The sequence below is a fragment of the Parahalioglobus pacificus genome (assembly GCF_014652275.1).
Taxonomy (GTDB): domain Bacteria; phylum Pseudomonadota; class Gammaproteobacteria; order Pseudomonadales; family Halieaceae; genus Parahalioglobus; species Parahalioglobus pacificus.
Genome location: NZ_BMYM01000001.1, coordinates 706,055 through 726,666 on the forward strand (window position 1 = coordinate 706,055; position 20,612 = coordinate 726,666).

14 protein-coding genes are annotated in these 20,612 nt (G+C 58.1%); 4 read left to right on the forward strand and 10 right to left on the reverse strand.

Annotated features, from left to right (window positions below):
- The first annotated feature begins 8 nt into the window (after positions 1-8).
- On the forward strand, positions 9-899 hold the full coding sequence (locus IE089_RS03305) for a glucose 1-dehydrogenase (protein WP_189475120.1): 891 nt from the start codon (positions 9-11) through the stop codon (positions 897-899).
- On the opposite strand, the gene cobA is transcribed toward IE089_RS03305, so the two are convergent.
- The 10 genes from cobA to IE089_RS03355 form a co-directional block, all read right to left on the reverse strand.
- Positions 878-1,735 carry a uroporphyrinogen-III C-methyltransferase gene (cobA, locus tag IE089_RS03310; protein ID WP_189475123.1) on the reverse strand — a complete coding sequence of 286 codons (858 nt, stop codon included), beginning with the start codon at positions 1,733-1,735 and terminating at the stop codon, positions 878-880. The genes IE089_RS03305 and cobA overlap by 22 nt on opposite strands.
- A complete protein-coding gene (locus IE089_RS03315) occupies positions 1,732-4,383 on the reverse strand; it encodes a nitrate reductase (protein ID WP_189475125.1) in 2,652 nt (883 codons plus the stop codon). The genes cobA and IE089_RS03315 overlap by 4 nt, the downstream gene beginning before the upstream one ends.
- Positions 4,376-4,741, reverse strand: a complete 366-nt coding sequence (gene nirD / locus IE089_RS03320; RefSeq protein ID WP_229802562.1) for a nitrite reductase small subunit NirD — start codon at positions 4,739-4,741, stop codon at positions 4,376-4,378. Before nirD ends, IE089_RS03315 begins: the two co-directional genes overlap by 8 nt.
- On the reverse strand, positions 4,738-7,281 hold the full coding sequence (gene nirB / locus IE089_RS03325) for a nitrite reductase large subunit NirB (protein ID WP_189477340.1): 2,544 nt from the start codon (positions 7,279-7,281) through the stop codon (positions 4,738-4,740). The genes nirD and nirB overlap by 4 nt, the downstream gene beginning before the upstream one ends.
- A gap of 500 nt (positions 7,282-7,781) precedes the next feature.
- A complete protein-coding gene (locus IE089_RS03330; RefSeq protein WP_189475127.1) occupies positions 7,782-8,633 on the reverse strand; it encodes an ABC transporter ATP-binding protein in 852 nt (283 codons plus the stop codon).
- 12 nt (positions 8,634-8,645) lie between these two features.
- Positions 8,646-9,623: an ABC transporter permease gene (locus tag IE089_RS03335; protein WP_189475129.1), complete on the reverse strand. Its 978-nt coding sequence runs from the start codon at positions 9,621-9,623 to the stop codon at positions 8,646-8,648.
- An 18-nt stretch (positions 9,624-9,641) separates the two neighbouring features.
- Positions 9,642-11,033, reverse strand: coding sequence for a CmpA/NrtA family ABC transporter substrate-binding protein (locus tag IE089_RS03340; RefSeq protein ID WP_189475131.1), 1,392 nt, complete (start codon positions 11,031-11,033; stop codon positions 9,642-9,644).
- Positions 11,034-11,343: 310 nt separating this feature from the next.
- On the reverse strand, positions 11,344-12,546 hold the full coding sequence (locus tag IE089_RS03345; RefSeq protein WP_189475133.1) for a CmpA/NrtA family ABC transporter substrate-binding protein: 1,203 nt from the start codon (positions 12,544-12,546) through the stop codon (positions 11,344-11,346).
- Positions 12,543-13,181 (reverse strand): ANTAR domain-containing response regulator, encoded by a 639-nt coding sequence (locus IE089_RS03350; RefSeq protein WP_189475135.1) that lies wholly within the window; start codon positions 13,179-13,181, stop codon positions 12,543-12,545. The genes IE089_RS03345 and IE089_RS03350 overlap by 4 nt, the downstream gene beginning before the upstream one ends.
- A gap of 114 nt (positions 13,182-13,295) precedes the next feature.
- Entirely contained in the window at positions 13,296-14,528 is a 1,233-nt protein-coding gene (locus IE089_RS03355) for a porin (protein WP_189475137.1), read from the reverse strand.
- 346 nt (positions 14,529-14,874) lie between these two features.
- On the opposite strand from IE089_RS03355, the gene IE089_RS03360 reads away from it, so the two are divergent.
- The 3 genes from IE089_RS03360 to IE089_RS03370 all read left to right on the forward strand — a co-directional run bounded on the left by IE089_RS03360 (position 14,875) and on the right by IE089_RS03370 (position 20,582).
- Entirely contained in the window at positions 14,875-16,365 is a 1,491-nt protein-coding gene (locus IE089_RS03360; protein ID WP_189475139.1) for a spinster family MFS transporter, read from the forward strand.
- Positions 16,366-16,546: 181 nt separating this feature from the next.
- A complete protein-coding gene (locus IE089_RS03365) occupies positions 16,547-18,916 on the forward strand; it encodes a TonB-dependent receptor (RefSeq protein WP_189475141.1) in 2,370 nt (789 codons plus the stop codon).
- A gap of 289 nt (positions 18,917-19,205) precedes the next feature.
- On the forward strand, positions 19,206-20,582 hold the full coding sequence (locus IE089_RS03370; RefSeq protein WP_189475143.1) for a serine hydrolase domain-containing protein: 1,377 nt from the start codon (positions 19,206-19,208) through the stop codon (positions 20,580-20,582).
- Positions 20,583-20,612 lie beyond the last annotated feature (30 nt).

Consider the following 20,612-nt stretch of genomic DNA (forward strand, 5'->3'; position numbering starts at 1 on the left):
GTAGGGTTATGACTGGAAGGCTGGAAGGAAAAACCGCGCTGATCACGGGCGGAGCCAGTGGCATCGGAGAGGCCACGGTAGAGAAATTTGTGGCAGAAGGGGCCCGGGTCATGCTGGCAGATATTCAGCATGATGCAGGCGCTGCCTTAGCAGGGCGCTGGGACGATGACACTGTGCGCTTTGTGCCAGTGGATGTATGCAGTGAAGATGATGTGGCCGGTGCTATCAGCGAAACCGTGAGCGCCTGGGGCAGGCTGGATTGCCTGTTCAATAATGCTGGCTTCGGTGGCGTAACGGGTGATGTTGCTGAAACCGATACCGGCGAGCCTTACCGGCGCACACTGGATGCACTGCTTAGCGGACCCTTGTACGGCATGAAACACGCGGCCCCGATTATGCGCGAGCAGGGTACGGGGTCGATTGTGACAACGGCCTCTATTGCGGGCACCGGGGGTGGCTATGGTCCACATGTGTACAGCGCTCTGAAATCTGCAGTGATTAACCTCACCCGTTCGGTGGCACAGGAATTGGGGCCCGCGGGTATCCGCGTGAATGCGGTGTGCCCAGGGTTCATCAATACGCCTATTTTCCTCGGTCAGCTGGCACTGGAAAAGGATTCCACCGAAGCCCTGTCTACACTGCGGGAGCTTGCTTCACTGGCACAGCCGATAACTCGCGCGGGTCTGCCGGCAGATATTGCCAATGCGGTCGCGTTTCTCGCCAGCGATGAAGCCAGTTTTATTACCGGCCAACCTCTGGTCGTCGACGGCGGTATGACTCTGGGCGCCTGGCAGCACCCCGATCTTGGCGATGGAGTTATAGCCCAAGCGCTTGAAGCGGTTACGGGTAAGCCCGCCGCTGAAGTCGATATGGTGTATCACGCACGTTCTGACAGCTGAGCATGCTGTGCCTGCACCATTCCCTTGGTGGAATGGTTGTGGGCAACGGTACGACCCACCATCAGTAGTGCCGGGGCGCCGATGTCATGGGTGTCAGCGTCCTGACATATATTCTCGAGATCAGACACCAGGGTGCGCTCGGCATCCGTGCTGCCATTCTCGATCAGCGCTACCGGCCAATCCTCAGCCAGTCCTTTCTCTTTCAGCGCTTTTACAATGCGCGGCAAGCCCCGTACACCCATGTAAATCACCAGTGTTAGAGAGTGCAGGTCCACGTCAAGTGATTCGATAGGAATACTGCCATCGCGCAATCTGCCGGTGAGAAACAGACAGCCGTTACTTAAGCCGCGATGGGTGATTGGGATGCCCGCGCTCGCCGAGCAGCCCAGTGCCGCAGTGATGCCCGGGCACACTCCAGTCGCTATGCCCTGAGCACGGAGGGCTGTCAGCTCCTCACTTCCGCGCCCGAACACGTAGGGGTCACCGCCTTTGAGTCTGACAACCTTGGCGCCGGTGTTGGCATGTTGAATCAGCAGTTCGATAATGGCCTCTTGCGACAGCGTGTGTTCGCCGCAACGTTTGCCCACATAGATTTTTTGGCAGTTCCTTCCGGCGAGGGCGACAATCTCCGGGCTCACAAGCCGGTCATAGACCAATACCTCAGCACTGGCGATGGTGCGGGCCGCTTTCAGTGTTAGTAGCTCCGGGTCCCCACAGCCGGCTCCAACCAGGTGAACTGAACCTGATGGCTGTCTTAGTTTCTCAGTTGGCGGTGCCACGGATTTCTCGACGCGGGGAAGTCGTGTGCTCATCCAACGAAAAACAGTCGTGCTCATAGTGCTACCCGCCGAGACGATGGCGCCTCATTAATCATTTGCTGTATCTCCGGAAGGCAGCTGCCGCAATTTCCGCCGGCACTGCACTGTGCGGTGATGCCCGCTGTTGTGTTTACGCCAGTGGCTATGAGTGCGTTGATGGTTGCCTGGTCCACGCCGTTGCAGCTGCAGATGGTGGGGCTGATGGTCGTTGAGCCCTGAAGGGGCACACCTGACAGAAAGGCGAGTCTGTCGCTGGCTGAGGTGATTTCGTGCCTGAACAGCGAGGCGGCCCACAGGGGTGGTTCAAAGTTTTCGGCAGTGCTGACCGCCAGCAGGCAGGAAACGCGTTCATTGGCGTCTATACGAAGGAAGCGCACCTGCTCGTGCTTGCTATCCAGCAGGGCCGTCGTGTATTCCATGTCTGTCAGTGACGACCAAATAGTCTGAATGGACAAAGGCGCCTTAAATCCGGCGAGGTAGTACAGCCAGTAGTCATCGCCTCGCACTTTTACCCAGTAGTCGGAGTCAGGGCAGGGCAGTGGGGTGCGCGTGATCATTAAGCCTTGCCAGGCAGAGGTCGCTGGAGCAACAGTTACAGTCGCGTGTTTGAACGCGGGCTCGCCGGAGAGGGCGTCTCGTTCGGTGCCTACCAGCGCATTGATCGGTCCTGCCGCACTGTGACTGTGTGTCCAATGCATGGGTACAAACACACTGTCCGGTGGCAGGTTTTCGTCGAGCGTGACGCGGAGAGTGAGCTTGGCGTGTTCGCTGCTCACGCGCGCAAACCCACCGGACGGGAGGCCCAGCTTCACTGCGCGTGCCGGGTGCACACTCAGCGTTGGCTCGTGCTGGTGTTCGCTGAGTCGCGCAGAACGCCCTGTGCGCGTCAACGTATGCCAGTGATCTCGCACCCTGCCCGTGTTGAGCACCAGTGATTCAGGCGCGGCGTTTGCCAGCTGCAATGATTGGCTGGCTGCCATTGGGCGAAAGCGCGCCTTGCCATCCACGGTGTAGAACTTTTTCTCACGGTAGAGCGATGAGGTGCCGTTTTCAAGAATGGGCCACTGCTGTGGCTCCATCGATTCGTAATCTTCATCACTATCCAGCCGCCAGTCGCTGATATCGAAATCGCGCTGGCCGCCGTTCTCAAAACCGGATAACACGGCATGCTCCCGGAAAATATCCGCGGGGCTTTCGAAGCGGAAAGCGTCTGCGTATCCCATGCGTTTGCCCACCTCGCTCACCATCCACCAGTCAGCTTTGGCGTTACCGGGTGAGGAGAGGAACGCGCGTTGGCGCGAAATGCAGCGTTCGGTATTGGTCACCGTGCCCGATTTTTCGCCCCAGCCCAGTGCCGGCAGACGCAGATCCGCGACGGCGAGGGTGTCGCTGTCATTCACGCAGTCAGACACCACAACAAACTCGCAGGCCTCCAGCGCGCGTTTCCAGCGCGCTGCCTCCGGCAGGCTGGCCAGTGGGTTGGTCGCCATTATCCAGACAGATCGCACCTCGCCGCGCTCTATGGCTTCAAACAGGTCCAGCGCCTTTAGTCCGGGTGCAGCGGGCACAGCCGTAGAGCCCCAGAAGCGATTAAGGCGATCACGATTTTGCGCTGTGAACGTCATATGGGCGGCCAGGGTGCTGGCAAGTCCGCCCACCTCGCGTCCCCCCATGGCATTGGGCTGTCCGGTGATAGAGAACGGGCCGCAGCCATCTTTGCCGATGCGGCCGGTGGCCAGATGCAGGTTGATGATGGCCCCGGCTTTTAGGGTGCCTTCACTGGCCTGGTTGATACCCATGGAATAGGCGGTGACGGTCTTTTCTGTGGCGGCGAACCAATCGAAGAAGCACTGCAGGTCTGCATCGTTCACAGCGGTGATGTTGCCGAGCGTCTGCAGGTCGGGTGCGCTGGCAAGCTCATCGGCGCTGAAACCTGATGTGTGCGCAGCGATGAAGTCACTATCGGTGGCCGATTGCTCATGGAGATAGCGCAGCAAACCCTGCAGTAGCGGGATATCCGTATCCGGGCGCAGCGGCAGGTGTAAGTCGGCTATCTCACAGGTGGCTGTTCTGCGAGGGTCAATCACCACAATTTTCATCTCAGGCCTACGCTCCCGCGCTGCCTTGATGCGCTGGTACAGCACAGGGTGGCACCACGCCAGATTGGAGCCGATGAGTACCAGAAGATCGCAGGATTCGAGGTCGCTGTAGTTACAGGCAACACCATCAACGCCGAAGGCATACTGCTGGGCTGCTACCGCAGATGACATACACAATCTGGAATTGGTATCGATGTTTGCGGTGCCGACGAACCCTTTCATCAGCTTGTTAGCAACGTAGTAGTCCTCGGTGAGCATTTGTCCCGAGGCATAGAACGCCAGGGCATCGGCCCCTGACTCCTCCCTGATGGCAAGCCACCGCTGGGCCAGCGTGTCCAGGGCGACGTCCCATGTCACCGTTTCCCCGTTCAGCTGTGGCTGCAGTAAACGGCCGCTGTCGGTAGCGATGGTGTCGGCGAGCGCACTGCCCTTGCTGCACAGCCTGCCTCGATTGGCAGGGTGCTGCGGGTCGCCACTGATGCTGACTGCCTCCGAAGCATCGACACTCGCCAGAACGCCGCAGCCGACGCCGCAGTAGGGGCAGGTTGTTCTTGTAGTGCTAGTCACGCAGCCTCACCCACACACCACCGTCAATCAGCCGTGCTTCAAAGTAGGGCAGGGCGTAGCTCTCATCTTCAAGGCACTGTCCGTCCCGCAGTCTGAAGTGCTGCTTATACAGCGGGCTGGCGACTACCGGCTCGCCATCGATATCGCCGACGATGCCACGGCTCATGACATTGGCTTTACCGATAGGGTCGTAGTTACCCAATGCAAACAGGCGTTCCTCGTCGCCGGCTACTAAAAACAGGGCAACTTGCTCGTTCTCTATCAGGGCCGCAACGCCAGCGTTCTCTACCAGGTCTTCGCGAGAGCACACATGCGCCCAGCCCGGCTCCAGGGTGTTTGATTGCAACATTGAGTTCATGCGCTTACCTCGGTGCTAGCGATCAGATCCTTTTCTTTCTCGGTGGCGGGGCGAACCTGTCCCCGTTCCTGAACAAACACCACGTTGCTGTCGGGTGCGTCACTGTTGACGAAGGGACGGAAGAGTTTGAGTTTTTCAGGATCTTCCAGCGTGGTTTTCCATTCACACTGGTAAGTGCCCACCAGGTGAGACATCTGCGTCTCGAGTTCGGCGGCTATGCCGAGGCTGTCATCGATGATGACGCTGCGCAGGTAGTCCAGCCCACCTTCCATGTTTTCTAACCAGCGGGCGGTGCGCTGCAGGCGGTCCGCCGTGGCAACGTAAAACATCATGAATCTGTCGATGTAGCGAATCAGTGTTTCATCGTCGAGATCAGTGGCGAACAGATCCGCATGGCGCGGTCTCATGCCGCCATTGCCGCAGACGTAGAGATTCCAGCCGGTCTCGGTGGCAATCACGCCCACGTCTTTGCTTTGCGCTTCAGCACACTCACGGGTGCAGCCCGACACCGCCATTTTCACCTTATGGGGTGCGCGTATGCCCTTGTAGCGGTTCTCTACCAGCAGGGCCATGCCCACGCTGTCCTGAACGCCATAGCGGCACCAGGTTGAGCCTACGCAAGACTTCACGGTACGCAGCGCTTTGCCGTAGGCATGCCCGGTTTCCAGGCCCGCGTCGATCAGCTCGCGCCAGATGTCGGGCAATTGCTCCAGTCGGGCGCCGAACAAATCGATACGCTGGCCGCCGGTGATTTTGGTGTAGAGCTTGTATTTGTCCCCGACCTCGCCAATGGCGATTAACTGCTTGGGCGTGATCTCGCCGCCGGGCACGCGTGGAACCACGGAGTAGGTGCCATCTTTTTGCATGTTCGCGAGGAAACGATCATTCGTGTCCTGCAGACCAACGTGGGATTTTTCGAGAATGTAGTCGTTCCACTGGCTGGCGAGGATAGATGCGACTGCCGGTTTACAGATGTCGCAGCCGCGGCCCTTGCCATGTGCTGCAAGTAGCTCACCGAAGGTTTTGTATTTGTTGACCTTAATCAGGTCGTAGAGCCGCTGGCGCGAGTGCTCGAAGTGAGCACACAGGGCATCGCTGACTTCCACGCCGCGCAGTTCTAACTCGGCGTTTACCACGTCTTTGAGCATCTGGGCACAGCCACCGCAGCCGGTGCTGGCGCTGGTGCACTGCTTCACGCCTTCCAGCGTGAGCTCTCCCCCGTCCATCACCTCAACGATTTGCCCCTTGCTGACGTTGTGGCAGGAACAGATGGTCGCAGCCGGGGGCAGTGCGTCGGCGCCCAGACCAGCGCTGGCCATACCGTCGAGTTGAGGCAGTATCAGTACCTCCGGGTCAGCAGGCAGAGTGATGCCGTTCAATACATATTGCAGCAGGTCGTTATAGCCAGTGTCGTCGCCCACAAGTATCGCGCCCAGCAGTGTTTTGCCGTCGGCGCTGGTGTTAATGCGGCGATACACCTGGGTGCGCTGATCGGTATAAGCGTAAGTCAGGCTGCCTTCGGTGGTGCCGTGCACATCGCCGATAGAACACACATCCACGCCGATCAGCTTCAACTTGGTACTCATGTCTGCGCCGGTAAATCCGGCGTCATCACCCAGCAGCTGGCCGGCTGCAGCACGCGCCATGGTATAGCCCGGCGCCACCAGTCCGAAGATACGGCCACCCCAGAGCGCGCATTCACCGATGGCATAGATGTCAGAGTCGCTGGTCTGGCAGGCATCATTGATGACGATGCCGCCGCGCTCGCCAACTTCCAGGCCGCAATCTCTCCCCAGTGTGTCCCAGGGGCGGATACCGGCACTGAAACAGATCATGTCCGTCTCGAGGTGCGAGCCGTCGGCAAACTCCATGCGGTGCCTGCAATTCTCGCCGTCGACGATTTGCTGTGTGGCCATCCCGGTGTGCACGGAAATACCCAGCTCACTGATTTTGTCTGCCAACAGGGCGCCGCCAGATTCATCCAGCTGCACGGGCATCAGGCGCGGCGCAAACTCCACAACATGGGTCTCAAGTCCCAGATTGCGCAGCGCGTTTGCTGCTTCCAGTCCCAGGAGTCCGCCGCCGATAACAACACCAACGCGGCTATTGCTGGCGCCAGCCTGCATGGCCTCGAGGTCATCGATGGTGCGGTACACGAAGCAGTTTTCGCGGTCATTACCGGGAATGGGCGGCACGAAGGCGTAGGAGCCGGTGGCCATGACCAGTTTGTCGTAGGCAAGCTGCTCACCGCTATCAAGCGTTACTGACTTGGCTTCTCGATCGATGCTGGCGACACCGGCATCGGTTTTAAGCTCGATACCGGTGTTGGCAAAGAAGTCGGGCTTGACCAGTGAGAGTTCTTCCGCGCTGCGCCCGGTAAAAAACTCGGACAGGTGCACGCGGTCATAGGCGGGGCGGGGCTCTTTACAGCACACAATGATGCGATAGGCCTCGTAGCGTTCATCCGCCGCCATTGCCTCCAGAAAGTGGTGACCGACCATGCCATTGCCGATCACGATCAGTGTTTGTTGTTCGGTCATAGTGATTTCTCGTTGTATGTGACGCAGCGTGAGCTGCCATTGTTCTTTGCCGAGTACGACGTTCCCGCGCAGTGCGTGCGCTGGAAGCTGTGAGGTTTCCGTGAGGAAGAATGCCAGGGCATCGGGGGCATTGATGAGCAGGGCAGCTGCGACCCCCTCGTCATCAAGCCAGACCGTGTGTGCGCTGCCTGAGCTTCGATCGATCCAGACAACAGGATCCAGCGCGGCGCACTTACGCCGGCAGATCAGCGTGCAGGGTGTTTCAGGCGTGAAGGGCAGAGACTCGTCTGTCAGTAATGAAGTGCGAGGAAGTTGATCGGGTAAACCGTTTGCCCAATGGAAGTGAATACAGCACTGCTGGCCCATAGCAGCGGCGGAGAGCGCCTGCTGAACCGTCTCGGCAGACCAGGGGCCTGGATTATCCGCCGAGCAGTCATCCAATGACAGGAATAGCGTATCCAATGGCACGGCCGTTGATGATTCCTTGCTCGTCATGAATCTCAGGCGACTTCCGAAGAGACGCTAGTTTTGCTAGACGTTTTCCGATGGCTACCCAGGTCCTCAACCTTGCGCTGCTTCTCATACAAAAACTCCAACACGCTGTGCCGGTAGCTGTTGTAGGCGGGGTCGTCCGAGAGCGCGATCCGGTCGCGAGGGCGCTCCAGGTCCACAGTGAGAATCTCACCGATCGTCGCCGCGGGCCCGTTGGTCATCATCACAATACGGTCCGACAGTAGAACCGCTTCGTCGACGTCGTGGGTAATCATGATCACGGTATTGCCGAGCGTTGCGTGTATTTCCATCAGCGAGTCCTGCAGGTGAGCACGGGTCAGTGCATCGAGTGCGCCGAAGGGCTCATCCATCAATAACACCTCGGGCTCCATGGCCAGCGCGCGGGCAATGCCCACGCGTTGCTTCATGCCGCCGGAGATTTCGTCAGGGCGCTTATCCATGGCGTGCTCCATGTGCACCATGGCCAGGTTGTGTTCTATCCAATCACGCATTTCAGCGCGTGACTTTTTACCCCTGAAGACCTGTTTCACACCCAGTTCCACGTTCTGGTAGGTGGTGAGCCAGGGAAACAGCGAGTGATTTTGGAACACCACGGCTCGTTCGGGGCCGGGTTCGGTGACCTCCTGTCCATTGAGTACAACGCCGCCTCGAGATGCTCTCAATAAACCAGCGACGACATTCAGCACGGTCGACTTGCCGCAGCCAGAGTGACCAATCAGCGAGACAAACTCGCCTTTGGCAATCTTGAGGTGCACATCGTCGAGCGCGTTGAAACTGCCGCGAGGCGTGTCGAAACTCATGCTCACATGATCGACAACGAGATGGGGATTACTGCTCATGATGTTTGCTCCTCAGCGAAGATTGACGGCTTTGTCCCAGGAAACAGCGCGCTGCAACAAAAGCATGCCGCGATCAAGGAGAAAGCCGATGGCGCCGATCACCAGAACAGCGACCATGATGCGTCCCAGTGAGTCTGAACTGCCGTTCTGAAACTCGTCCCAGACAAACTTCCCCAGCCCCGGATTTTGAGCCAGCATTTCCGCTGCGATCAGCACCATCCATGCGATGCTGAGTGATAGTCTGAGACCGGTAAAAATCATGGGGATGGAGGAGGGCAGCACAACCTTAAACACGTGTGTCAGTGGACCCAGACGTAACACCCGGCTTACGTTGACGTAGTCCTGGCTCACATTGGCGACCCCGACAGCGGTGTTCACAATGGTTGGCCAGATGGAACACAGCATCACCGTGAACATGGAGTTCAGGAATGATTTGGGCACCAGTGGATCGTCGGTGACATACAGGGCACTCACCACGAGTGTGACCAGTGGCAGCCAGGCCAGGGGTGATACCGGCTTAAACAGCTGGATCAGCGGATTGAAGGCCGCGTACAGCCCCTGACTCAGGCCAATCACAATGCCCAGCGGCACCGCGATCAGCGTGGCCAGTAAAAAGCCCGTCATGACTGTGAACAGGCTGGTGCCTATTTGATCGAAGAAGGTGGGCTTGCCCGTGTAGGCGCGCTGCTTGGGTATGTAGTCGGGGTTCTTGGCCAGCTTTTCGGCGTTGCGTTTATCCTGGCGTTCGTAGAACGCATCGGCGCGCTGCCGCTGCTCAACATGCTCCGCGTACAGATTGCCGGACTGTTCCCAGACACCTACCGGTCCCGGAAACTGACCCAGGGAGGTATCAATACGCGATGCAGCGGCACTCCATAAAAATAGAAACACCGCCACGCCGACCAGGGGTAGGCCAACAGCCCGCGCCAGATTTCCCAGGTAGTGCACTACCTGGGGTGTGGGTGAGGGTGATTCGGCCAACAGTTTCATCGGTGTTCGCTCCAGTATTTAAAGGACTTGATCGCCCTTAAGTCCAATGGTCAAAGACTCGAGGTAGGCATTGGGTGCGCTGCCGTCGTAAGTCACGCCGTCAATGAACTCAGTCTGCGGCGGACGGAAGCCTGATTCGGAATCGAACGTCGGAAACTCACTGGCGTCCATGTAACCTTCTTCGATCAAAGACTTTGCCGCGGCGGCGTAGATGTCGGGGCGATAGACTTTCTTGGCCGTTTCGAAGTACCAGTCATCAGACTTGGGTTCTGAGATCTGACCCCAACGGCGCATCTGCGTGAGGTACCAGACCGCGTCCGAGTAGTAGGGATAGGTCGCGAAATAGCGGAAGAACACGTTGAAATCGGGCACCTCGCGCTTGTCGCCTTTTTCGTACTCGAAGGTGCCGGTCATGGAATTGGCAATCACTTCGTAGTCCGCACCCACGTATTCTGATCGCGAGAGAATCTTCACTGCTTCGGGACGGTTGGCATTGTCGTTCGCATCCAGCCACTTGGCCGCGCGCAGCAGCGCTTTCACGATGCGTATGGTGGTGTTGGGATACTGCTCGGTGAAGGCTTTGGTCATCCCGAACACCTTCTCCGGGTTGTTTTTCCAGATCTCGTAGTCGGTAATCACCGGTACGCCAATGTCTTTGAACACAGCCTGCTGGTTCCAGGGCTCGCCCACGCAATAGCCGTGAATCGTGCCGGCCTCCAGCGTGGCGGGCATTTGTGGTGGCGGAGTGACAGACAGTAGTGCTTCAGCGTCTATCTGCCCTGAAGTGTCCCCTTTGTGGGGTGCGTAAAAGCCCGGATGAATGCCACCGGCAGCCAGCCAGTAGCGCAATTCATAGTTGTGCGTGGACACCGGGAATACCATTCCCATTTTGAATGACTCGCCGCCGTCGCGAATCTCGTCGACTACAGGGCGCAGTGCCGTGGCCGAAATCGGATGAACCGGTTTTCCGTCTTCCATGGGCAGGTTGGCCTTCATGGCTTTCCACACTTCCGGGGAGACCGTGATGCCATTGCCGTTAAGGTCCATGCTGAATGGCGTGACGATGTGCGCTTCTGTGCCGTAGCCGATAGTGGCAGCCAGGGGCTGACCGGCGAGCATGTGGGCACCGTCCAGTTGGCCGTCAATCACGCCGTCCAGTAATACCTTCCAGTTCGCCTGTGCTTCGATGGTGACGTAAAGGCCTTCGTCCTCGAAATAGCCGTTCTCGTAGGCCACCGCGATGGGTGCCATGTCCGTCAGCTTGATAAAGCCGAAGGTCAGCTCGTCTTTCTCAGGCTCGCCCAGCTCAGCCTGTGCCGAGGCGCTCAGTGCCCCCGCAACGCTGATTGCGAGGGCGGTGCCCAGTCGGCGCAGGGCGTGTTTCGCTGTGTGGAGCTTGTACCGCTTCATAGGTGCTTCCCCTAAACAGGCATAGCCGCTCGCGTGCAGGGACCTGCACGTGAGCGCTGATGCTCTGATGATTGATGATTGATGGTTGTGTTCGGAGGTGGGCGATTAAGCCCGGGGCATTTGCTGTGGCGCGGGCGTTGTTACCCGAGTGCGCTTGGCTGCCTCTACCCTAAGTTTAGCAATTAGCTTGCCAACTATGGCCAGGCCTTTATTTCTGCGGTTCGATCACAGTTGGGCCTTGCCTGCCCGCGCATATTCTCTGGTTGTCGCACCGCCTGAGTGCATCCGTGCACTCTTTTGGACTATCTGTTCAGTGTCCGCCTGCTTTCAATGGAGCAAGGCGCAGATCGGCCCCCATTTCCACGCCCGGTGCCATTTGCCAGGGCGCGTCATGAGCAGCGGCGGGGCGATTATCGGTGGCGGGTAAGGTGATGCCCAGGTGTCTGGCGGCCTGTCTGTACAGATCGGGCCGATAGCTTTGTTGCACCACTGCGGAGCGTTCAGCTTCTGTGGCAGAGCCACCCAGCATCTCCATACTCATGTCCAGCAGTTCACGCGCGGTAGAGCGCCAGGGAAAGCCCGCCTGGTAGCGGCCGAACACGTGAAAATCTGGCTCATCCATGACCGCACCATCGCGCTGGTATTGCAGCTTGCCGCACAGGGAGGGCAGTAGTTCTCGCTCGGGCAGGTCAAGGTACTGAGGATCTGCTAATGCGCGCGCGGCTTGTGGCCGATTTTCAGGTATCGCCAGCCACTGGCAGGTTTCCATCAGTGCCAGTCTCAGACGCAAGTGCGAGGCAGGGTTGGCCTGGTGCCAGGCGTCAGTCACTCCCAGTACTTTTTCGGGCAGGTTGTTCCACACTGAAAAGCCGCTGGTCACCATAGTGCCGATGCCGCGCTGTACAGCAGCCGTGTTCCAGGGTTCGCCCACGCAGTAGCCGTCGATAATGCCTCTGGCGAGGCTGTCTACCATCTGCTCAGGCGGTAGCACGATGATGCGCACCCGGCTGTCCGGATCTATACCTCCGGCGCGTAGCCACAGGCGCAGCTGAAGAATATGGCAGCTGAAACTGTGAGCGGCTGCGAGCGTGAGAGATAAGCTCGGCTGCGTGTTTAACAGTTCGGCAAGCGCAGCGGAGGTACCCGCTGCATCGCCGGGTGAGCCGCCAAGACCGGCAAGATTGTCGGCCAGCGCGCGCGAGAGGGTAATGCCGTTACCATTGAGGCTCAGCACCAGCCCCGTGAGAAGGTTTGCACGTAGGCCGCCAGCGCCCAGCGCAGTTGTCATTGGAAGAGGGGCCAACATCTGCGTTGCATCCAATGAGCCCACCACGAGTTTGTCTCTTAAGTTCGCCCAGGAGACTTCGCGATGCAGGGTGACATTCAGCTGATACTTTTCGTAGAAGCCCAGCTCCTGTGCAAGCACCAAGGGGGCGCTGTCGCTCAGGCGAATGTAGCCAAGGTCTAGCTCGGCAACTTCCGGTGCAGGCAGGTTGTTGTTTGATTGCGTCATTGTTCGGGCTCGTCTATATGCAGTGCTGCCAATGCGGTTCTCGCCACATCTGCCAGTCGTTGGTTCTTGTCCATGGAGATTCGGCGCAGTCGTGCATAGGCTTCTTCACTGCTAATACTTAATTGGCGCGCTACTAGGACCTTGGCACGTTCGATGGCACGCTGGTCTTCAAGACGCTGCTCACTCTCGCGAAGCTCGCGCCGCATCGACTCGAAATAGCGGAACTGATTCACCGCCACCTCAATGATGGGGCGCACAATATCAGGGGTCAGCGTCTGGCTCTGGTAGGCGGTCACGCCCGAGCGCATGGCATCGGATACGAAATCCTGATCGTCGGTGCCGGAGAACATAACAATGGGTGTAGGGTTGTGTGCATTGGCGATGGCCAGGCTCTCAAGCACGTCGCGGTCGGGGGATTCCAGATCGATGAGAATGACATCAGGCTTGTGCTGTTCGATTTGGTGCAGCAGGCCTGAGGCCGTGCTGAGCATAGACACCACACGAAAGCCTGCGCGCTCCAGGCTTGCTTCAACCATGGCCGCGCGCTCGGGCCTGTCATCCAGCACCATCACACCAGGCGTGCTGGCACCAGTGTGCTTATCGTTGGTGTCGCTTGTGTCGGAATCCTGACTCATACCGCATGTCTAGAGGAGTAAAAACGTAAACAGCCGATGGCGAAAGCCATCGGCTGTACCTCACGGGCGATTACAGATCGCCACAGGGCGTTAAAAGCAAGCTTGATGCCAGCGTTAGAGTTTCATCTGTGCGATGAGCCAGAACTTCTCGGTATCGTCAAAGCGCGCACTGTTATCAGAGCTGAAGTTGGCGTAGCGCGCCTCCAGGGAGAACCGCTTGTCGATAGGCCAGGTTGCGACCAGGTCAACTTCGGTGCCGAAGTCGTCGCTGGAATCTTCGGCGGAAAAGTCATGGTAGAAGGCGCCAAGCTTCACAGGGCCGAGAGACCCGGTTAGGCCTGCGTAAAGGTCTTCAACACCGTCGCCCGGGGTGCTCAGGAACTTGTCAGCCCAGCCCTGAAACTTGAACAGGGTGGCTAAGGGTGTTTTGAAGCCGACACCATCGCCACCTCCCAGCACTTCATAGCCCGCTTTAACGCCCACAGGACCAAGCTTGGTGCCTGCTTCAAGGAACCAGTAATCAGCATCGTAGTCCAGGGTGCTGTCGCCGGAGTCGGATTGGGTGGCATAGCTCGCCGCCAGTTTGACCGGGCCCAGCTTGCCGGCGTACTCGATGCCGATGGTGGTATTACTGTTGTCCTCAGCCCTACCACTGGCATAACCCCGAATGGGTTCCACATCGATAATGTAACCGAAGCCCGCGATGCTGTGGTTTTCGCCCAGCGCGTAGTCGGCGCGCGCGAAAGCGCTATCCCCTTTCCACTCTGCCGGTTGTGCGCCGTCATCGGGGCCGAAGAGGCGATTCACCTGATTGACATAGCTGAGATCCAGCTTGAGTCCGTCCAGTACGTTGAAGACACCCCTCAGCCCGTCATAGGTCTGCTCGTTCTGGCGCCAGGGCACGCTACCGATGAATCGCTGCCCGCCGTGGGTGATGCGCTGGCGACCCAACGTACCCGACTGCTCGCCCGCCGTGTACTTGAGCCAGCCCTGGTTGAAGTCGGTACCCTCTGGGTCGGCAATTATCGGGAACTCGCCCTTGCCGTTGCTAGTGGAGTTGTAGTCATCCGGCCCGATAGCCGTCAGATCGTCAAACTCAACCAACGCACTGAAACCCTTGTAGCTGCCGCTGGAAAGCGTCAAGCGGGTGCGCAACGTAGAGGCTTTGGCATCTTCATCGAAGTTGTCCTGATCGACACCCTCATAGCGGTAGCGCAAATTCAGTGACGCCTTGCCGTCTGTCACCATGGACTGTAGGCCATCCAGCAGATTGTCCTGTGCTGAGGCGGTAGCGCTGGCTACCGCGAGTAGAGCGCTTAGGCCCGTGATCGAACATCGTTTGGTCATTCTCTTTCATTCCCCCAAAAAAAAAGCCCGCCGCTTCTGTATAGCCTATACAGAAGCGGCGGGCAGTATTGCCTATGGACTCAGATGTCTGTGAGGCCCACTAATGGCCTCTGCTGAGCATAGGAGCAAACACTGTGCCAATGCCACCAATGCCGCTTAATCCCTGGGTTTGCTTCCGGGTGGGCTAGCCTGTGGCCGAGCCAATGTGCCATATCAGTGCGTATGCGCGGTTGAGAAGCACCGTCCTGGCGCAGTTGCGGCTGAGGCACACCTGCGTATGATGGACTGCGCGAGACGCTCCGTCGCGCCGACTGTACATACCAAAAATAAAAAGGATGAGTCACGAATGACCACTCATGCCGAAGGGGCACAGCAGGGCCATCTCACGGGTTACGGTACGCCGCTGTACAGAAATTACGTGTTGCTGCTATTGATGGCGGTTTATACCCTCAACTTTATTGACCGCACACTGATCGCGGTGGTGGCACAGCCGATTATCGAGTCTTTCCAACTGACGGACTCGCAATGGGGCTTGCTATACGGGCCTCCCTTCGCGATTTTCTACGCCATCATGGGTTTGCCTATCGCCCTCTGGGCCGATCGTTCTAACCGCGTCAAGATCATCACCGTCTGTATCATCCTTTGGTCCATCATGACTGCCCTGTGCGGTTTGGCCGCCGGGTTTATCAGCCTGCTGCTGTTCCGTATTGGTGTGGCCATCGGGGAAGCCGGCTGCACGCCACCGGCCAACTCGATTATTGGCGATTACTTTATCGCTAGGAAACGCGCCACGGCACTGGGTATCTACTCCATGGGGGTCACCCTGGGCGGCGTGCTAGCCAATGTATTTGGCGGCCCCATCGCGGCGATGCAGGGGGCAGACTTTGGTGTCTGGCTGAATGGTCTGGGTCTGGCCTGGATGTTCGGCGACCTGAATTGGGCCGCTATTGAAGGTTGGCGCATCGCCTTTGTGGTGGTTGGACTGCCCGGTGTATTGGTGGCGCTGATCGTGCTTTGGACGATTAAAGAGCCCCCGCGCGGCTACTCCGATCCACCCGATAGCGCGCCTGCGGCGAAGGCTGGCTGGCATGAGGCTTACCAGGAGTTGAAGCAAAAACCGTCGTTCTGGTGGATGGCCATGGGAGCGTCCATGGTGGCGTTTGTGGGCTATGGCCTGATCAGTTTCCAGGCGCCGTTCCTGCAGCGTGAGCACGGCCTTAGCGTTCGTGATGCGGCCATTAACTTTGGTGCGCCGTTGTCGTTACTGGCTGCCATTGGGACGTTCCTGGGTGGCTACCTCACCGAGCGCCTTACGCAGCGAATACCAACGGCGATGGCCCTGGTGCCCGCAGTGGGCCTGTTCCTGGCAACGCCGGCTTACGTGGCAGCCTTCTTCATTGAGGATTTACGTATCGTCTTCGTTCTATGGGGAGTGGCCTCGGTTCTGCATTACTCCTATTTGGGTGCGCAGTACAACATCGGTCAGGGCGTTGTCAGTAATCGCTCCCGCGCTACCGCCATCGCGGTGCTGCTGATCCTGGTATCACTGATCGGTAACGGTGTAGGGCCTTACTTCGTGGGCTTCATGAGTGATTACTTTATGAGCAGCGAATTGGCCAAGGCGGGCCTTGCACCCGAGTTGACCCCGGCACTGTGCAAGGCGAGGGATGCGGTACTGACCGATGCCCAAACCGCGGCCTGTGCGGTGGCTAACTCCAGCGGCCTGAAATGGGCCATGGCGGTGACCGTGTGCTGGTTCTTGGTGGCAGCAGGCTGTTTTGTGATGGCTGCTCGCACCCTGAAGCAGGACTTTGTCGCGCAGTTAGGGGCTGATTAGCCCCTAAGGCGTTGATTTAGACCAAAAAATGTCCAGAAAAGGGATGATCTGTGGCGTTTTCACATTGACGTGAAAGGGCGCGACCTAGAGACTTGCGCCCACAACAATCTAAACCCTATAAAAGGTAGAGAAGATGTACGCTCCCAAGACCCGAAACCTCCGCACATTCAAGACCACAGCGATGGGATCTGCTGTTGCTTTTGCACTGTCTGGCCTGGCCGGCAATGCGATGGCGCAGAACGCTCCCATGCTGGAAGAAGTGATCGTGACCGCTGCCAAGCGTGAACAGACACTTCAGGAAGTACCCATTGCTGTATCCGTGGTTAGCGGCCAGCAGATCGAACAGGCCCAGGTACTGGATATCAAAGACCTGCAAACCCTGGTACCCAGCCTGCGCGTTACCCAGTTGCAGTCGTCTGCCAACACTAATTTCATCATTCGTGGCTTCGGTAACGGTGCGAACAATGCCGGTATTGAGCCTTCAGTCGGTGTCTTCATCGATGGCGTTTACCGCTCGCGCGTCGGTAGTGCACTGGCTGACCTGCCCAACGTAGAGCGCATTGAGGTTCTGCGCGGCCCCCAGAGCACCTTGTTCGGTAAGAACGCGTCGGCCGGTGTTATCAACGTTGTTACGGCAGCTCCTGATCTGGACGAGTTCAGCGGCTCAATCGGCGGCACAGTGGGTAACTACGACCAATACATCGTCAAAGGCGATGTGACTGGCCCCATTACCGATAACATGGCCTTCAGCCTGTTTGGTTCCACGAACCAGCGCGACGGGTACTACGATAACGACGAATTGGGCACCGAGCAGAATGAACTGGATCGCTGGAACGCCCGCGGCCAGTTGCTGTGGTTGCCCACAGATCGCCTTCAAGCGCGTCTGATTTTTGATGCTGAGAGCGTGGATGAAGTGTGCTGTGGTGTGGCCAACCTGGTCGATGGCCCAACTGGAGACGCAGTCCGCGCTCTGGGTGGCAATCTGGAGTCCAACGCACCCTTTGCTTACTCCGGCTTCTACGACTTCGATCCTACGAACGAGATTGACACTTCGGGTATCTCTCTGCAGGTGGACTACGACTGGGATGACATTACCCTGACCTCGATCACAGCCTACCGCACGCTGGACCAAGAGCAGCTGGGTGACGTTGACTTCACCAGTGCGCGCCTGGTTGACCCGCAGGCGGGCAACTTCAGTGACACCGAGATCGACACGTTCACGCAGGAATTCCGCATTACCGGTGACACCGATAACTACACCTGGATGGTGGGCGCATTCTACTTCACCGAAGAAGTTGAGATTGACGGTGCCTTTACCTACGGCGACCAGTTCCGCCCCTATGCCGACGCGCTGTCCGGCGGTGGCGTGACGCTGCTCGAGACGTTGGGCGGCTTCGCTCCCGGTACCTTCTTTGCGGCGGGACAGGGCAACCCCAGCGAGCTCTCAACGCAAGACGACGATACGCTGTCGTTGTTTGCACAGGGTGATTGGTACATTAACGATGAGTGGACCCTGACGCTGGGTGTAAACTACACCGAAGTAGAAAAAGATGTGTCAGTAGAGTTGGTCACGACTGATGTCTTCTCTTCATTACCGCTGGATGTATTGCTCGGCCCATTCCTGCCGCCTGAGCAGATCGATGCTTTCAAAGCGCTGCAGTTCCTGCCGCCTTTTGTCAACCTCCCCAACGGCGTAGAAGAGGATTCGTCCGATGACGATGAGCTGACCTACACTGCTCGTTTGGCCTGGGATGCTACGGCCAATATGAATGTCTACGCGGGTGTCAGTACTGGTTTCAAGGCTTCCTCATGGAACCTGTCGCGTGACTCCAAGCCGTTTGCAGAAGACTTCGCTGCGCTCGAAGATGCAGGTCTGCTGGTCAACAACTTGGTACCCGGCACGCGATTCGCCAACCCTGAAGAGTCGATCGTTTACGAGATCGGCCTGAAAGCCGAATACGATACGGTTGCCTTCAACCTGGCGGTGTTTGCCCAAGAAATTCAAGATTTCCAATCCAACGTCTTCTCCGGTACGGGCTTCAACCTGGCCAATGCGGGTAAGCAGTCGGTTGACGGTGTCGAGTTTGATATCAACTGGCGTCCGATTGATGGGCTGAACCTTGCTTTTGCGGCGACTTACCTCGACGCAGAGTACGACGAGTTTGAAGGCGCTCTGGGTGTGAATGGCCCTGAGGATCTGTCTGGCCAGACGCCTGCAGGCATCCCCGAGTTTGCGTCTAACACCTCTGCGACCTACAACTTCGACCTCTTCGGCGGCTACGCCTACGTGCGAGCAGAGCACGTTTACGAAAGCGATGTGCAGGCCGTAGACAATGTGCCCGAGGATATTGCCTCTCGCGAGATCAATATGTTCAACGCCAGCCTGGGTCTTGCGTTCAACAACGGTCTGGAGTTCAACCTTTGGGGTCGTAACCTGAATGAAGACGAGTACCTGTTCTCCGCATTCCCCGCGGTAGCGCAGGCCGGCAGCTTCAGTGGCTACCCCAGCCAGCCGCGCACTTATGGCCTGACCATGAAGTACGCGTTCTGATAACGGGTTGCTAAGCAACGAAAAAGGGCCGCAATAGCGGCCCTTTTTTTACCCAGGAGGAGGCTCTGCTTGCTCTGCGTTGAGCTCCTGTCGCTGTTGGTCAGTATTACAACGAAGCACCAGCGTCATTACGGCTCCGGCTACCGTTTCTGCGGCAGTTGTCGCACGCTGGGGGCTGTTGTAGCGTATCGCTTTACACAATCGATGGGCGCAAACTAACGGCAGGGGTGAATCACACGGCCTGCGGCGCCGTCACCATAACAATAAGTACACCACGAGAGGGACCCTAATGAGACAGGCCCAAAGCCTCCTTAAACGAGCAGCGCTGGCGAGTACGCTGCTGCTGGCTATTCCTTCCATCGCAGAAGAGATTCCTACCGGGGCGCCGGATCAGGCCGGTATGTCGGCCGAACGCCTGCAGCGAATCACTGAGCATATGAACGACGCCGTAGCGCAGGGCACCATGGTCGGTGGTCAGGGCATGATCGCGCGGGATGGGCGCGTTGTGTACAACCAGGCCTACGGACAACTGGATCGAGAGAAGGGCGTATCCATGCCCGAGGATGCTATCTACCGCATCTACTCCATGACCAAGCCCATTACCGCTGTGGCCCTGATGATGCTCTACGAGGAGGGACGCTTTCACCTGAATGACCCCTTGGCGATGTACTTGCCAGAATTGGCAAATCTGAAAGTGGCTGCCTCTACCGCCAATGCCACAGCGGCGGGCGCTTCTGATGGCACCACCAGCACGGGCGGTGATGCGGGCGATGCCTCCAAAGAGGGAGAGGTCTTTTCACCGGCACGTCAGCCAACGGTGCGGGACTTGCTCCGGCACACGGCGGGCATGACCTATGGACTGTTTGGCAATACGGAAGTGGACAAGCTGTACCGCGAAGCTGAAATCTGGGCGGCCACAGATATCAAAACTTTTGTGGAGCGCCTGGGCACTGTGCCCTTGCAGTATGAACCCGGCACGCGCTGGCACTACAGTGTGGCAGTTGACGTGCAGGGCCGGCTGGTAGAGGTACTGTCCGGGCAATCCTTCGGCGAGTTTCTTCAAGAGCGCATCTTTGAGCCGCTGGATATGCCCGATACCAGCTTTGTACTGCCCACGGACAAGCTTGATCGTCTCGCACAGCTTTATTCGCCGGAGGGGACATCGGCAGGGCGTGACGATCCCTGGCAGCGTAGCGCCTCGACGACACTAGTTGTTGCCGATGCATCGCTGAGCAGTGGCTACCTCAAGGGCGATCGCTTCGAGAGCGGCGGGGGTGGTCTGCTATCAACCAGTCGCGATTACATGCGCTTTTGCCAGATGTTGATTCAAGGGGGGGAGCTGGACGGTGTGAGGTTGCTGTCACCCAAAACCATTAAGCTGATGAGCCGTGACCATCTGGGAGACATTCCCGGCCTGTGGCGAGCGCGCGGTGACGGGTTTGGTCTGGGCTTTGCGGTCAGTCTGGATCGCGGTGCAATCGGCGAGATTGGCACCGACGGCACGTACTCATGGGGCGGAGCAGCCGGCACTCGCTTTTGGATTGACCCAAAGGAAAACATGGTGGGCATCTTTATGGTGCAGAGCATTCCCCATCAAACCCGGCTGCGAAACGAGTTCATGCAACTCATGTATCAAGCCGTCACCACCTCTTATGTTGAGAAATAGCGGCAGAGTGGGGCGCAGTCCCTTATTGGA